The organism is Kordia aestuariivivens (genome assembly GCF_014397005.1).
GTDB lineage: Bacteria > Bacteroidota > Bacteroidia > Flavobacteriales > Flavobacteriaceae > Kordia > Kordia aestuariivivens.
The window spans coordinates 176,882-190,334 of record NZ_JACGWS010000007.1; the positions used below are offsets into that span (position 1 = coordinate 176,882).

Here is a 13,453-nt window from a genome sequence, read left to right on the forward strand (position 1 = left end):
GTTGTTTGTTGTTTGGTCGCTTCGCTTTTTTGTTGGTTTGTTCTTTGTTTGTAACGAACTTATTATTTTTTTAGTTCTTCTAGAAAGGCTTCATTTTCTTCAAAAGCAGTTCCGATTACGACCAAATCTGCGCCAGCACTGAATGCTGCATTTAGTTGTGTTTTTGATCTGATTCCGCCACCGACAATTAATGGAATTTGCAATTGTGAAGCAACTTTTTGTATGATTTCTGGCTTGACCATTTTTTTTGCGCCACTTCCCGCTTCTAGATAGATGAGTTTTTTTCCAGAGAACTGTCCCGCCAAAGCGGTATGCAAGATTGCGGTTTCATCTTCTTGCGAAATAGGTTGCGTTTCACTCACGCGCTGTACAGCAGTTTCCACGCCGCCATCTATTAGAATATATCCTGTTGGAATGATTTCTAAACTAGAGTTGACCAATTTTGAAACCGACTGTATTTGTTGTTCGATTAAGTATTTTGGATTTCGTCCAGAGAGTAATGACAAAAATAAGATTCCGTCTGCAGTTTCTGTGATTTGCTCGTGACTTCCAGGGAAAATTAATACAGGTAAATTTGTATGTTGTTTGATCGTTTTCACAACCGTTTCTAGCTGATTTCCTTCGTCTGTACTTCCGCCAACAAATACATGCGTGATGATAGATTCGTGTACTTTCTGAAAGAATTCAGGAATGCGAGACGTGTCAATCTTATCAGGATCAATCAAAACCGCCAATAGTTTTTTGCTGTCTTTTTTAGCTTGAATGATATCTTCGTACATCGTTTTCAATAGTATCATTAGCGATTTTCTTCTAAAGCGTATACACACGTAAATCCTTCAAATTCTAAAAAATCTAGTGAATATGTTGCCGTTTCTTCTCCAAAATACACAGTTCCTTTTGTTTTAGATGTTTCCAAAGAAAAATCGTTAATGTCAATGTGTTTTAGAAAGCTTAATCCTTTTTCTGAGTATACTTTGTAAATGGATTCTTTTCCGCCCCAAACAATCGTTACTTTTCGAACTAATGCTTCATGATTTGCAATCGTTTTGTATTCTTCTAATGGTGTGAATTTGTGCGCGATGCGTAAAATTTTATCGCGTTGCATTTCAATATCAATTCCCACAGGAATAGAATCGCTCACAATGATTGCCGAAAAGTTGAAAGAATGTGTAATGGAAATGTGTTTTCCGTCTTGTAAATGCGGTTTTCCTTTGTCATCATAATACAAATCAAAATCTGTGTATCCGAACTCCGCTAGTAAATGGCGAACACTTAGAAATCCACGCTGATGAATTTCAGAACGCATTCCGTCAAGTCGCTGTTGGCAATGATTTGTTAATTTTACATTACGATTTAATTCTTCAAAAGACTCTTCTATCTTCCAAATCAGCACTTTAGTATGTTTATTAACTGTTATAGTTTTGTAAAGAGCCATTATATTAAAAAGTTATTTAGTACCTTTGCACTCGCAAACTTTCAGCATGCGAATAGCGTTGTAAAGTTACAAAGCGAATTTAAAAATATTTTGGGTCACAACCCATAATTATTCAAATTATAAAAAAAGAAAAAGTATGAGTACAAAATCAGTTCCTTACGTAGCCTATAAAGTTAAAGATATTTCTTTAGCAGCATGGGGAAGAAAAGAGATCGAATTAGCTGAAGCTGAAATGCCAGGACTAATGAGTCTTCGTGAAGAATATAAAGATGAGCAACCGTTAAAAGGCGCAAGAATTGCAGGTTGTTTACACATGACAATTCAGACTGCGGTTTTAATTGAGACTTTGAAAGCTCTTGGTGCAGATGTTACTTGGAGTTCATGTAATATTTTCTCAACACAAGATCAGGCTGCTGCTGCGATTGCTGAAGCTGGAATTCCTGTCTATGCATGGAAAGGAATGAACGAAGAAGAATTTGAATGGTGTATTGAACAAACATTATTTTTCGGAGAAGACAGAAAGCCATTGAACATGATTTTAGATGATGGTGGTGATTTAACAAATATGGTTTTAGATCAGTATCCTGAATTGGTTGATGGAATCAACGGATTGTCTGAAGAAACTACCACTGGAGTACATAGATTGTACGAAAGAGTAAAGAATGGTACATTACCAATGCCAGCTATCAACATTAACGATTCTGTTACTAAGTCTAAGTTTGATAACAAATACGGATGTAGAGAAAGTGCTGTTGATGCGGTAAGAAGAGCTACAGATATTATGCTTGCTGGAAAGCGTGTTGTTGTTTGTGGATATGGAGATGTTGGAAAAGGAACTGCAGCTTCTTTTAAAGGTGCTGGAAGTATTGTAACAGTTACTGAGATTGACCCAATTTGTGCTTTACAAGCTGCAATGGACGGTTTTGAAGTAAAGAAATTTAAGAATGTTGTTGCAAACGCGGATATCGTAATTACAACTACAGGAAATAAAGATATCGTTGTTGGAGAGCATTTCGAAGCAATGAAAGATAAAACAATCGTTTGTAATATTGGACACTTCGATAATGAAATCGATGTTACTTGGTTAAACGAGAAGCATGGAAATACGAAAGTTGAAATCAAACCTCAAGTTGATAAGTACACAATTGACGGAAAAGATATCATCTTGTTAGCTGAAGGTCGTTTAGTAAACTTAGGTTGTGCAACAGGTCACCCAAGTTTTGTAATGAGTAATTCATTTACAAACCAAACATTGGCACAAATCGAGCTTTGGAAAAACATTGACAAGTACGAGAATGACGTATATATGTTACCAAAACATTTAGATGAGAAAGTAGCACGTTTACACTTAGCTAAAATTGGAGTTGAATTGGAAGAACTTTCTACAGATCAGGCTGAGTATATCGGTGTTACTGTTGAAGGACCATTCAAGCCAGAATACTACAGATACTAAGAAATTAGATTTTTCTATATTTTTAAAAACCCTTTATCTAACGATAAAGGGTTTTCTTTTTTGTGTGCTATACTAGAACGGAATCTTTTCTCTAATCCATAAGTACTGTTGCTAGATTTTGTCCGCATTTGAAACTTTTCTCTACAGCAACAGCAAAAATATAAACGCCACTTTTCCAAGTTTCTCTTTTTATAGGTAATACATTGATATGATAAAACCCTGGTAATCTTCCCGGATTTACACTTACAATATTTACAAGCGCTCCTCCTGCTCCTACAATCATAGGATCTACCTTAAAGTTTTTTACGGTAAGTCCAGTTTCTGGAGCACCATTTGATCCTGTTACAGATACAATTATATAGTTAGCTCTTCTATTTCCAGGAGCAGCAATTGAATCTTCAGACATTGCCTCTACAATTAATCTTGATTTTCTGATAAGTTTAGCCATAATTTTTAATTTAAAAACATCTGATAAGATGTACGTTACTAATTATTTTTAATCAAAATTATGTTATAAATCTTACTTAAAATAGAGTGTTTTTCCTTATTCATTTCAGGTAATCGACTGTTTTTTAAATAGTTTGCCCTATTTTAAATTATTTACTAATTATTAAAAAGGAATCATTATAGCTTCAATTCACTTTTTTCTTATATTGGGTAGCAACTTTAGGTTATGGTAGTCTAGTTTAATAAAGACCTTTCTTCTTAAATAATTTAGCTTAATGAACCTTTATAAATTCCTTTCCTTCGTTTTTTTATTCTTTTACCTCGGCGTGATGCATTCGCAAGAGCGCGATTCATTAATTCACAACTCCTACGCAGCATTAAAAAATCAATATAAAAGTTTAGAATACACAAATCCTAAATCAGCTATAATTTACGCGGAAGCGCTACTATTGAAAGCAAAAAAAGAAAGAAATACACTTGAAGAACATGTCGCTTTTCTGTTGAAAGCATCTTCTGAGAATTATTTTGGCAATATGGATGTTTCTTTACAGTATATAGATTCAAGTATTTTGTATGCTACAGCGCAAAAAAACGACTCGCTACTGATTAAAGCATTGAGTCAAAAGGGAAAAACATATTTTACGTATGGAAAGTATACCAATGCAATTACCTATTATCTTCAATTAGATTCTCTGGCAAAAGTCACAAAAAACATTCGCTATCAAATTTATTCTAATCACAGTATTGGATCTATTAAAAACTTAACCGGAAACCATAAAGAAGCAACCGAATTGTTTTTAAAGAATAAAGATATTATCACACCATTACTAGAAGAAAAAAAATATCATACTGTATATCTAAATACATTGATTGGCCTGTGTTCAGCATATACGTATCATGATATAGATGCAGCTTCTAGTTATTTACCTGAGCTTAAAAATTTTAGTATAGCAGCAAATGACACAGATGCGTTGAGTTATTATTTTACCTTGAAAGGAATTGTTGATTATAAAAGAAAAAAGTATGATGATGCTTTGGCAGTTTTAGACCAGGCTGACAGTTTGATTACCTTATTGGGAACGAAACGAAATTTGTTTCCTGTGTATCGCTTTCGCGGGAAAGTATATTTTGACAAGAAACAATATTCCAATGCAATTGTTGCTTTTGAAGCGATAAAATCATTGCAGAGTGAAGTGAAGTTTGATCATTTTGAATTTAAAGAAATTCTCTCGCTTTTAGCCATTAGTTACGAACAGCTTGAAGATAATGAGAAAGCTTTGGAAAATTATCGGTTAGCGCATAACTTATCGTATGTAGATACGCTTCAAGAAAGCATTAGATATACAATTTTAAAGAAGTACGATAAGAAAACATTGGAAGATAAAATCTTGTCGTTGAAAACCAAATCTGATCAGAAAGAGAAACAAAACACTTCCTTAGTATTTGTCTGTATTGGTTTGTTTACGGCGCTTACCATTTTATTTTTCGTGTATAGAAAACAGCAGCAGCATAACAAGAGAAAGTTTGATCAATTAGTACAACAATTAGCGTCAAATAGAACAACTACAGAACCAACGCACAAATTTCAAATTTCAGATGAGAAAGTTTCTAAGATTCTCACCGGTCTTGAAAAGTTTGAAAAAGCGAATTTATTTCTGAATAAAAATACGAGTTTAGCTTCCGTAGCAAAAAAATTGAACACAAACACTTCTTATTTATCAGAAATAGTGAATACACACAAAGGAGTTACATTTAAAAATCATATCACACAATTGCGCATCAGCTATGCATTAAATGAATTAAAGAATGATAAGGTTTTACGTTCGTATAGTATTAAAGCAATTGCGAAAGAATTAGGTTTTAAGAGTGAAGGTGCATTTTCTAGGGCATTTAAAAAACAAACGGGCATATACCCATCATTTTTCATAAAAAACTTAGCCGCTATTTCATAAAACAAAGGTATTTTCCTTTCCTACAAGCCTTTGTATTATCTATATTCGAAGTGAAAATTATTAACATATCTAATATTATGAAAAAACAAAAATTGACATCAAATTCTCCTAAATTAAAAAAAGTACTGATCTCTAATTTGAATACTATTTATGGCGGAACGAAAAATTCAAAGGACGAAACAGATAGTCATACTTACGAAGACACGTGCAATACAATAACCACAAGACCTGACAGCTTAATGAATAATCCAGGAGGTAATTGATTCTCCTTTGGAAATACTACCGCTATTTTATAAAATGAATTTTAAGGTAATTGTCTTTATACGAAATGCATGCTAATTTCAGCTCATTAATTAAACTTAAAAACCTCATCATTATGAAAAAAGCAAGTATTAAACTTAGTTTAAACAAAAAGAAAATTTCTAATTTAGAAGTAACCACAATCACAGGAGGCGTACTCACTAATGTTGGCAACAACGTTACGTGCTTCAAGTGTAAATACACAAAACCTGGAATGGGTTCATGTTATTATCAATGCAATCCTACACTACCCAGTGAATAAGAATTGCTAATTTTTATGTATTAGTTTAACGATTCAGAATTATAAAAAGCCATTATTAAGATAGTCATATTTTGGTTATGGTTTTTTATTTTGGCCTGAATTTACAGCTCCAACCATTTTTAAAATTGATCGTGCGCTAACGCGAAACAATGATTTTTTCTTCTTGTGAAGGATGTCGCTTGAATTGCAATCGGCTATTAAAATAACTGTGAATTTCTTGCACTTCATTTACTGCAACCTTATATTTTCGGTTGATGCGGAAGAAAAGTAAATCGCCACACACTCTTTGTTTTTTTTATAAAAATCACACAGCTATTTCATAAAATGAACGCAGCTATTTTTCACACAAACCTAGGCAATGTCTATATTTAGCCTGAAAACTACAAAACACTTTTTATTATGAAAAAACAAATATTAACTTCAGTCCTCTTGAAATTAAAGAAAACAAATATTGCAAACTTAAATTATATAAAAGGAGGACACGCAAATGTGAATAGCCAATCTAATTGCTGTTCAAACCCTGATGACACCTGCCAAACAATAACCACAAGACCTGACAGCTTGGTAAAGAGAAAAACAACCACTGATTAATTAAAGAAATCTACACCGCTATTTTATAAAACGAACCTAGCTTTAATTGTTTACGCTTCAGATTCATTCTAATTTCATGTTCTTAATTCATTTAAAAACTAACAATTATGAAGAAATCAAAAATCAAACTTGGCTTAAACAAAAAAAACATTTCTAGCTTAAAATCTAACTCGATTATAGGTGGAGCTACTGGACAAGCTTGTGAACCAACGCGTGCGCATCATAAAACATGTTTCATGTCGTGTAATGATTCACATTACAATCAATGCCCAAATAGATAGTATGTGATTATTACAATCTCACAATATTAATCAAACCTAAAAACTATCCAATTATGAAAAAAAAGAATCTTAAATCGTTAAAGATTAGCAAAGTTTTAATTTCTAATTTTACTCCAAATTCCTTGAAAGGTGGCGCCGAAAGTAGATATTATAGCTGTCAACCTTATACTTGTTATGGCAATACTTGCCCTATTAACTGTCCAATAGGTGATCCAAAATAAACTCGTCTTCTTTTAAATGAAGCAAAAGCGAATTTCTGTTCAGCCACGGTTGAATTAGAAGAGCTTTTTACAAATACTATATAATCAAAATCTCGCGCAGCAATGTTCGGGATTTTTTTGTTTTTTGAATGTTCGTTTTTTAATTCATCCCTGAGTAACGAAAAATAATTTCAATACTAATTACCTACACATATTTAACGTGCATAAATTAAGGGATTTGCTGGAATGGGTAACAAAAAAAGGCGTTTTGAACTTGATCATATATAACCCATAAAACTTAATATTATGAAAAAAAAGAATGGGAATGGATTAACATTTAAAAAAAATGTTATTTCTAACTTGGAAACTAGCACGGTCATAGGTGGTGTAACTGGGAGAACATGCAACTTAACAAATAAGTACTATAACACCTGTTACGATACAAATTGTGAAGCAACTTGGTGGGATTGCACTTCGGACAATACTGTTCGTGTATGTGATCATTAAGAACACTTAGTAGTTTTAATTTTATAAAATCCTGAGCAGTAATGTTCGGGGGTTTTTTATTTTTTTTGTCCAAAAGTCCATTTTTCATGGTTTGAGACTGTAAGATTATACTTTATACGCATCGCATTCGTTATAAGAAAAATCATTTTCTTATATTGATGCATTAGGGTAACAAAAACTGGTAATAGCGTCTTGTTTATATATACTTTTCTAATCTCCCATTTTATGAATTTTCGTCATTGCATTGTATTTCTTAGTTGTTTATTTTATTTCGGAACTGTTTTTTCTCAAGAGAAAGATTCGTTATTGACATCTTCTTATCAAGATTTAAAACAGAACTATTTCAAGTTTCAACGTTCAGCTCCAAAAATTGCAAAGTTGTATTCTGATGCTTTAGTTACAAAAGCTATTCAAGAAAATAATACTTTAGAGAAGCATAGCGCGTATATAAAACAAGCGTATATAGAAGGTTATTTTGGCGATTTATCAAAAGCAATTTCACTTTTAAACGAAAGCATTGCATACGCCATTGCTGAAGAAAATGAAAAGATGCTTTTGAGTGCTATTAGCCGAAAAGGAACAATTTATTACGACTTTGGAAAGTACAACGACGCTATTACATATTACTTAAAAATAGATTCTTTAGCGCGCATTAGAAAAAATATAGACTATCAAGTGTATTCCAATCAAAATATTGGCGCTGTTAAAACTGCTTTGGGAGACCATGAAGAAGCTGCAAAATTATTCTTAAAGAATGAAGCAATTTTATTTCCATTAATTGATCAAAAAAAATATTCCTTTAAATATCTAAATACGCTTATCGGACTTTGTTCTGCATATACTTATTTTGATGAACAAGCTGCAGAAAAATATGCCACAAAAATAAAAGAGCATAGTGAAGCTACTAATGATCAAGATGCGTTGAGTTATTATTATGTACTAAAAGGAATCCTATTATATCAACAAAAAGAATATTCAAAAGGATTAGAAGCATTGCAAAAAGCTGAAAAACTCATCGTTTCCTTGGGGAAAAAAAATAGTCTATTTACGGTATATCAATTTCAAGGAAAAATACATTTTGACACTGAGAAATATGATAAAGCCATTGCCGTTTTTGAAAAAATAAAAACATTAAAAGATGAAATTAGACTCGATCATTTTGAGTACAAAGAAGTCATTCACAAACTCGCATTAAGCTATAGTAAAATAGCAAACGAGAAAAAGGCTATTGAAAATTTTAAGCTTTCCATGCAATTAAATAATGCGAACGACACTATAAGACGTACGGTAAACACTAAGATTAAAGATTTATATGACAATAAAACCATCCAAGAAAAAATTGAAGCACTACAAAAGCAAGCGAATGAAAAAGAATGGCAACGTACATCATTAATATATGTGAGTTTTGGTTTGCTACTTATCATTATTATCTTAATTATTCTTTATAGAAAGTACAAGATAAATAACAAGCAAAAGTTTGATATTATTCTTAAAAAACTACAACAAGTAGAAACTGAAAAAGCTACAAAATCAATCGTAAAAACAACGGAAGAAAAACAGCTTCCAGATGAAAAAGTCCTGAAAATTTTAACTGCTTTACAAAAATTTGAGGACAAAAAATTATTCTTACATAACAATACGAGTTTGGTTAATGTTGCAAAAAAATTGAACACCAACACTTCCTATTTATCCAAAATTATTAATACGCATAAAGGGCAAACATTTATAAATTACATTACACAACTCCGAATTGATTATGTATTGCACCAATTGAAAAATGATAAACTATTACGTTCGTATAGTATCAAAGCAATTGCAGAAGAATTAGGCTTTAAAAGTGAAGGTGTATTCTCAAGAGCATTTAAAAAACAAACTGGAATTTACCCTTCCTTTTTTATCAAAAACCTAACCTCTGATTCATAAATCTTAGGTGCCTTTTTTAGTGTCAACTCTATGCGTTTCCTATCTTCAACTCATTATTAACTTTAAAATTGAATTGTATGAAAAACAAAAAATCAATATCATTAAACTTAAGAAAAGCACGTATTGCCAACTTGAGTATGCTAAAAGCTGGAGCTCCTCCAGTTACGCAGAAAGACTGTGAATCTACTCCTAAAGACTGTCCAACTACCATAACGCCCAGAACAGATAGTTTAGATAATTCAAGCGGATAAAATAGTAAAAATGTAAACCCTGAGATTCATAAACTGAAGGTTGTCTTCTTTGTTTTGCAGGAAAAATCAAAATAATTTCATGCTATTATTAATCACAAAAATTATAGTAATGAAAAAATCAAATGTAAAATTAAGTTTAAACAAAAAACGCATTTCATTTCTGGAAACAACAGAAATTAGTGGAGGAATCACTGGAAAAGTATGTCTTTATACGAACAGACACTATCCAACGTGCTATGGAGTAAATTGCGTTACAGAAAATGATTGTACATCAGCGGTGATCGATTGTAGTTAATCACTGAATTTTGATACTAAATTATTACAAAAACGCCTCATTCAAATAAAAATGAGGCGTTTTAATATATTAGATAAAGTACAAACCATTCAAATTTCAGAAATTTACGCCAAGTAGTATTTAAAATTATAGCTACTATTTTAGTCGAATAGTATGTTTAAAAATTCCATTCTTCATGATTTGAGACTCCTAAATTATACTTTATGCATGTCACATTCGTTATAAGAAAAACCATTTTCTTATATTGATATATCAGAAGTAGAAGCGTCTTGTTTATAGTACGTAACCCTTTTTAACTTAATCGTCACATGAATTTTCGTAACTGCATTGTATTTCTTAGTTGTTTGTTTTATTTCGGAACCATTTTTTCTCAAGATAAAGATTCGCTACAGAAATTATCTTACACTGAATTGAAAACACAGTACTTTTCCACAAAAAGCAACAATCCTGAATTAGCTATAAAATACGCTTCTGCAAGCCTGCAAAAAGCGATTCAAGAAAAGAATGAAAAAGAAGAAAATATTGCGCGTTTACTGCTAGGCGATGCCGAAAATAATTTTGGAAACTATGAGGTTGCTTTGCAAGAAATTAACCAAACAATTGCCTATTCTAAAAAAGCAAAAAATAAAAATACACTTATATACGGCTATAAAGTAAAAGGTAGTATTTATCGCAATTTAGGAAAATACCAAAAAGCACTTGAATACTATTTAAAAGTAGATTCTTTTGCAAAAGCGGAACAAAATTTATTACAGCAAATTAAATCGAACCACGATATAGGTTTAATTAAAGACGAAATGGGTTTGCATGCAGATGCCGCTGATATATTTCTGGATAATTTAGAAAAAATTAAAACGCTTCCTTCTGAAAACAAAACGACCTATCTCAATATATATATTGCACTTGTAGCAACACACATCAACTTAGATGTAAACAAAGCAACTGAATATAATGAAATTTTAAGAAAAACTTCCGAAGCTGAAAATAACAAAACAGGAATCAGTTATTACTATTTGTTTAAAGGTAAAATTGCTTGCGCTGAAAAGAACTATTTGGGCGCGCTTGAATCTTTTGAGAAAGCAGAAAAGTTGCTATCTGAATTGAAAAATGATCGCAATTTATTCATTGTATATCGCTTTCAAGGAAAGTGTTTTTATGAATTACAATACTATCAAAAAGCAATACAAGTATTAGAAAAAGCTAAAACGCTTGAAGTTCAATATCAATTCAACCACTTAGAGCGTTTTGAAATAGTTTTACTATTAGCCCAAAGTTATGAAGCCATAAAAGCAGATCATACTGCGCGTGAAAATTATAAAATGGCGCAGACAATCATGCAAGAAAACAATGTAGTATTGAATGCCGTGACAACAAGGCTTGAAACAAAATTTGATCTAGATTATTTAAAAAGAAAAATTATTGAGCTCGAAGAACTATCAAAAAAGAGACAATTTTACAATCAAATATTAATCTACTTAGGAATCCTATTAACAATCATTTTAGTACTATTTCTATTTAGGTATCGTAGGCTTAAAACAAAAAACAAAGAAAAATTCAATAAGCTCCTGAATTATATTGAAGAACTTGAAGCGAATAGTCAGCAAAAAAAATCAACTACAAAACAGCAAACTGAGAGAAAAATATCTGACGAAAAAGCAGCCAGTATATTAAAAGCTTTAAAGAAATTTGAAACAAAACACGGATATCTTGACTCGAAAACTAGTTTGACATCTGTTGCAAAAAAGTTAAATACCAATACATCGTATTTATCAAAAATAATCAACACCTATAAAGAGCAATCTTTCAAGAGTTACATTACGACTCTCAGAATTAATTATGCGTTACAGAAATTGAAAAACGACAAGATTTTTTGTTCATACAGCATCAAAGCAATTGCTTTAGAATTGGGCTTTAAGAGTGAAGGATCATTCTCAAGAGCTTTCAAAGAACACACCGGAATTTACCCTTCATATTTTATTAAAAACATAACCCTTGGTTTATAAACTGAAGGTTCAAATTTTATGATATTCAATCATTATTAAATATGTTGCAATCTAACATTAAAATTATAATATGAAAAAAAGATCGATTACCTTAGGTCTAAAAAAAGTACGTGTTGCAGATTTATCCAATATTTTCGGAAGCGGAGACGTTACAAACATTGAAAGTCAATGTGCAAATATGCCCTGCGCTAACCATAATACGGAAGCAAACACATGTGATCCTGACAAGTCTTGCGACGGTTGTAGTACCTCACAATCAGATTCATTATCGGAAGGCGGAACTCTCATTAGTTGTTAAGCACCTTCAGTTTATAAACCGACGATGGGAACATTTGTACAGAGAAAAATTCCACTCTAATTTCATGTCATTATTAATTTTAAAAATCATAACATGAAAAAATCAAATGTAAAATTGAACTTAAACAAAAGAAGTGTTTCTAACTTAAAAACAGATGCGCTTAAAGGTGGAGTTACTGGTACTACTTGTGAATTTACAAATAAGTACTACAGAACATGTTACGCAACTTGCGATACTTTTGCAATAGACTGTATTGGATCTGTTTTTATTTGTCCACCAACAGTGGTAACATGTTAAAAAACAATTAGTAACTCAATTACTATTATGTAGAGCGAAGCATTTTTTATGAAAGTGCTTCGCTTTTAAAATCCTGTCACCAACAAACCACGTGCGCCGCGCATCCCACATTTTTGATAGGTATGATAAGCTTTTGCGGCACGTTCTCTAATTTCCGCATCCGATTCGTTTAAAATCCAGCCATCAATTGCCCATTTTAAGGTGTATGCTTCTGGCGACATTAATCCTGTAGACCAAACCAACGGATTTGCGCCTGTTCTCTTTAAATACGATTTAAAATAATCTTTACTAATGCAGGCCAATATAATTGCGTCACGTTTCTTTTTATCTTTTGGAGAAAGTTTGATATCTAAACTAAACTCCATCAAACCATCATGACCAATATATGCGACTAAATCAGAAGCGCCACCAAAACTCAACTTTTGATCGTTCACGGTAATTTCTGTTGGATTTGCGCCGCTGCTAGCTTGTAAAAAATCGATGGTGGTTTGTTCAATATACTTTCCATCGTACGCATCAGCGAGCAAATATGTATTCGTTGTTTTATGTTTGAAGACAATACGTTCTAAAATTTTCGGATTGTTTGAAGGAATCGTTTTAATAAATGTCCAATCTTTACTTCGCTTAAAATAGGTTTTCATACCATACAACGCGCCCCAATATAAATTTGTTCGCGCATTTTGACCGTTCCCTAATGTTTTCGGCACAGGAACAATTCCTTGATTCACGTTATCACACAACGCGACGAATACGTGAATTTTTTTCTGACTAAAAACGGAAAAGCTGATACTTATAAACAACACAAATAGAAGATATCTCATAGTTCACAATAGAATGAATAGTTATAACGCAATAAAAGAGTTTGGTAGTATCGAACGTTAAAGTTTTAAACGAAATTTAAAAAAACAGTATCTTGTTGTTCTAATTAATCACATCATGAAATGAGCATAGTTAAAAA

Annotated in this window: 17 protein-coding genes; 12 read left to right on the forward strand and 5 right to left on the reverse strand. The window is 32.0% G+C overall.

The annotated features are described in order from the left end of the window. Positions 1-62 precede the first annotated feature (62 nt). Positions 63-797 carry a geranylgeranylglyceryl/heptaprenylglyceryl phosphate synthase gene (locus H2O64_RS12865; RefSeq protein WP_187562610.1) on the reverse strand — a complete coding sequence of 245 codons (735 nt, stop codon included), beginning with the start codon at positions 795-797 and terminating at the stop codon, positions 63-65. Next, the gene (locus H2O64_RS12870; protein WP_187562611.1) at positions 797-1,435 is read right to left on the reverse strand and encodes a 4'-phosphopantetheinyl transferase family protein; all 639 of its coding nucleotides are present in this window, start codon (positions 1,433-1,435) and stop codon (positions 797-799) included. The genes H2O64_RS12865 and H2O64_RS12870 overlap by 1 nt, the downstream gene beginning before the upstream one ends. 136 nt (positions 1,436-1,571) lie before the next feature. On the opposite strand from H2O64_RS12870, the gene ahcY reads away from it, so the two are divergent. Then, a complete protein-coding gene (ahcY, locus tag H2O64_RS12875) occupies positions 1,572-2,888 on the forward strand; it encodes an adenosylhomocysteinase (RefSeq protein ID WP_187562612.1) in 1,317 nt (438 codons plus the stop codon). A gap of 91 nt (positions 2,889-2,979) precedes the next feature. Here the strand turns inward: ahcY and H2O64_RS12880 are convergent, their stop codons facing one another. Continuing rightward, positions 2,980-3,336, reverse strand: coding sequence for a hypothetical protein (locus H2O64_RS12880; RefSeq protein WP_187562613.1), 357 nt, complete (start codon positions 3,334-3,336; stop codon positions 2,980-2,982). 274 nt (positions 3,337-3,610) lie between these two features. Between H2O64_RS12880 and H2O64_RS12885 the strand changes: the two genes are divergently transcribed. Both H2O64_RS12885 and H2O64_RS12890 read left to right on the forward strand, forming a co-directional pair. Continuing rightward, a complete protein-coding gene (locus tag H2O64_RS12885; RefSeq protein WP_187562614.1) occupies positions 3,611-5,287 on the forward strand; it encodes a helix-turn-helix domain-containing protein in 1,677 nt (558 codons plus the stop codon). A gap of 376 nt (positions 5,288-5,663) precedes the next feature. Next, entirely contained in the window at positions 5,664-5,849 is a 186-nt protein-coding gene (locus H2O64_RS12890) for a hypothetical protein (protein WP_187562615.1), read from the forward strand. 136 nt (positions 5,850-5,985) lie between these two features. Here H2O64_RS12890 and H2O64_RS24375 read toward each other — a convergent pair whose 3' ends face one another. Further along, positions 5,986-6,132 carry a LytTR family transcriptional regulator DNA-binding domain-containing protein gene (locus H2O64_RS24375; protein ID WP_187562616.1) on the reverse strand — a complete coding sequence of 49 codons (147 nt, stop codon included), beginning with the start codon at positions 6,130-6,132 and terminating at the stop codon, positions 5,986-5,988. A 116-nt stretch (positions 6,133-6,248) separates the two neighbouring features. On the opposite strand from H2O64_RS24375, the gene H2O64_RS12900 reads away from it, so the two are divergent. The 9 genes from H2O64_RS12900 (at position 6,249) to H2O64_RS12940 (ending at position 12,495) form a co-directional block, all read left to right on the forward strand. Next, positions 6,249-6,440 (forward strand): hypothetical protein, encoded by a 192-nt coding sequence (locus tag H2O64_RS12900; RefSeq protein WP_187562617.1) that lies wholly within the window; start codon positions 6,249-6,251, stop codon positions 6,438-6,440. A gap of 107 nt (positions 6,441-6,547) precedes the next feature. Continuing rightward, positions 6,548-6,721, forward strand: a complete 174-nt coding sequence (locus H2O64_RS12905; RefSeq protein ID WP_187562618.1) for a hypothetical protein — start codon at positions 6,548-6,550, stop codon at positions 6,719-6,721. 506 nt (positions 6,722-7,227) lie between these two features. Next, on the forward strand, positions 7,228-7,428 hold the full coding sequence (locus tag H2O64_RS12910) for a hypothetical protein (RefSeq protein WP_187562619.1): 201 nt from the start codon (positions 7,228-7,230) through the stop codon (positions 7,426-7,428). A 225-nt stretch (positions 7,429-7,653) separates the two neighbouring features. Next, positions 7,654-9,351: a helix-turn-helix domain-containing protein gene (locus H2O64_RS12915; protein WP_187562620.1), complete on the forward strand. Its 1,698-nt coding sequence runs from the start codon at positions 7,654-7,656 to the stop codon at positions 9,349-9,351. Positions 9,352-9,428: 77 nt separating this feature from the next. After that, a complete protein-coding gene (locus H2O64_RS12920; protein WP_187562621.1) occupies positions 9,429-9,602 on the forward strand; it encodes a hypothetical protein in 174 nt (57 codons plus the stop codon). Positions 9,603-9,711: 109 nt separating this feature from the next. Next, positions 9,712-9,897: a hypothetical protein gene (locus tag H2O64_RS12925; RefSeq protein WP_187562622.1), complete on the forward strand. Its 186-nt coding sequence runs from the start codon at positions 9,712-9,714 to the stop codon at positions 9,895-9,897. Between the two features lie 410 nt (positions 9,898-10,307). Continuing rightward, positions 10,308-11,900 (forward strand): helix-turn-helix transcriptional regulator, encoded by a 1,593-nt coding sequence (locus H2O64_RS12930; protein ID WP_187562623.1) that lies wholly within the window; start codon positions 10,308-10,310, stop codon positions 11,898-11,900. Positions 11,901-11,970: 70 nt separating this feature from the next. After that, positions 11,971-12,198, forward strand: coding sequence for a hypothetical protein (locus H2O64_RS12935; RefSeq protein WP_187562624.1), 228 nt, complete (start codon positions 11,971-11,973; stop codon positions 12,196-12,198). 93 nt (positions 12,199-12,291) lie between these two features. Then, positions 12,292-12,495, forward strand: coding sequence for a hypothetical protein (locus H2O64_RS12940; RefSeq protein ID WP_187562625.1), 204 nt, complete (start codon positions 12,292-12,294; stop codon positions 12,493-12,495). Positions 12,496-12,560: 65 nt separating this feature from the next. On the opposite strand, the gene H2O64_RS12945 is transcribed toward H2O64_RS12940, so the two are convergent. Next, positions 12,561-13,316: a hypothetical protein gene (locus H2O64_RS12945; protein WP_187562626.1), complete on the reverse strand. Its 756-nt coding sequence runs from the start codon at positions 13,314-13,316 to the stop codon at positions 12,561-12,563. Between the last annotated feature and the right edge of the window lie 137 nt (positions 13,317-13,453).

Coding starts and splice junctions, on each gene's coding strand:
- H2O64_RS12935 (WP_187562624.1), top strand. CDS start 11,971: ATGAAAAAAAGATCGATTACCTTAGGTCTAAAAAAAGTACGTGTTGCA.
- H2O64_RS12865 (WP_187562610.1), bottom strand. CDS start 797: ATGATACTATTGAAAACGATGTACGAAGATATCATTCAAGCTAAAAAA.
- H2O64_RS12945 (WP_187562626.1), bottom strand. CDS start 13,316: ATGAGATATCTTCTATTTGTGTTGTTTATAAGTATCAGCTTTTCCGTT.
- H2O64_RS12905 (WP_187562618.1), top strand. CDS start 6,548: ATGAAGAAATCAAAAATCAAACTTGGCTTAAACAAAAAAAACATTTCT.
- H2O64_RS12925 (WP_187562622.1), top strand. CDS start 9,712: ATGAAAAAATCAAATGTAAAATTAAGTTTAAACAAAAAACGCATTTCA.
- H2O64_RS12920 (WP_187562621.1), top strand. CDS start 9,429: ATGAAAAACAAAAAATCAATATCATTAAACTTAAGAAAAGCACGTATT.
- H2O64_RS12870 (WP_187562611.1), bottom strand. CDS start 1,435: ATGGCTCTTTACAAAACTATAACAGTTAATAAACATACTAAAGTGCTG.
- H2O64_RS12915 (WP_187562620.1), top strand. CDS start 7,654: ATGAATTTTCGTCATTGCATTGTATTTCTTAGTTGTTTATTTTATTTC.
- H2O64_RS12910 (WP_187562619.1), top strand. CDS start 7,228: ATGAAAAAAAAGAATGGGAATGGATTAACATTTAAAAAAAATGTTATT.
- H2O64_RS12940 (WP_187562625.1), top strand. CDS start 12,292: ATGAAAAAATCAAATGTAAAATTGAACTTAAACAAAAGAAGTGTTTCT.
- H2O64_RS12885 (WP_187562614.1), top strand. CDS start 3,611: ATGAACCTTTATAAATTCCTTTCCTTCGTTTTTTTATTCTTTTACCTC.
- ahcY (WP_187562612.1), top strand. CDS start 1,572: ATGAGTACAAAATCAGTTCCTTACGTAGCCTATAAAGTTAAAGATATT.
- H2O64_RS12880 (WP_187562613.1), bottom strand. CDS start 3,336: ATGGCTAAACTTATCAGAAAATCAAGATTAATTGTAGAGGCAATGTCT.
- H2O64_RS12890 (WP_187562615.1), top strand. CDS start 5,664: ATGAAAAAAGCAAGTATTAAACTTAGTTTAAACAAAAAGAAAATTTCT.
- H2O64_RS12900 (WP_187562617.1), top strand. CDS start 6,249: ATGAAAAAACAAATATTAACTTCAGTCCTCTTGAAATTAAAGAAAACA.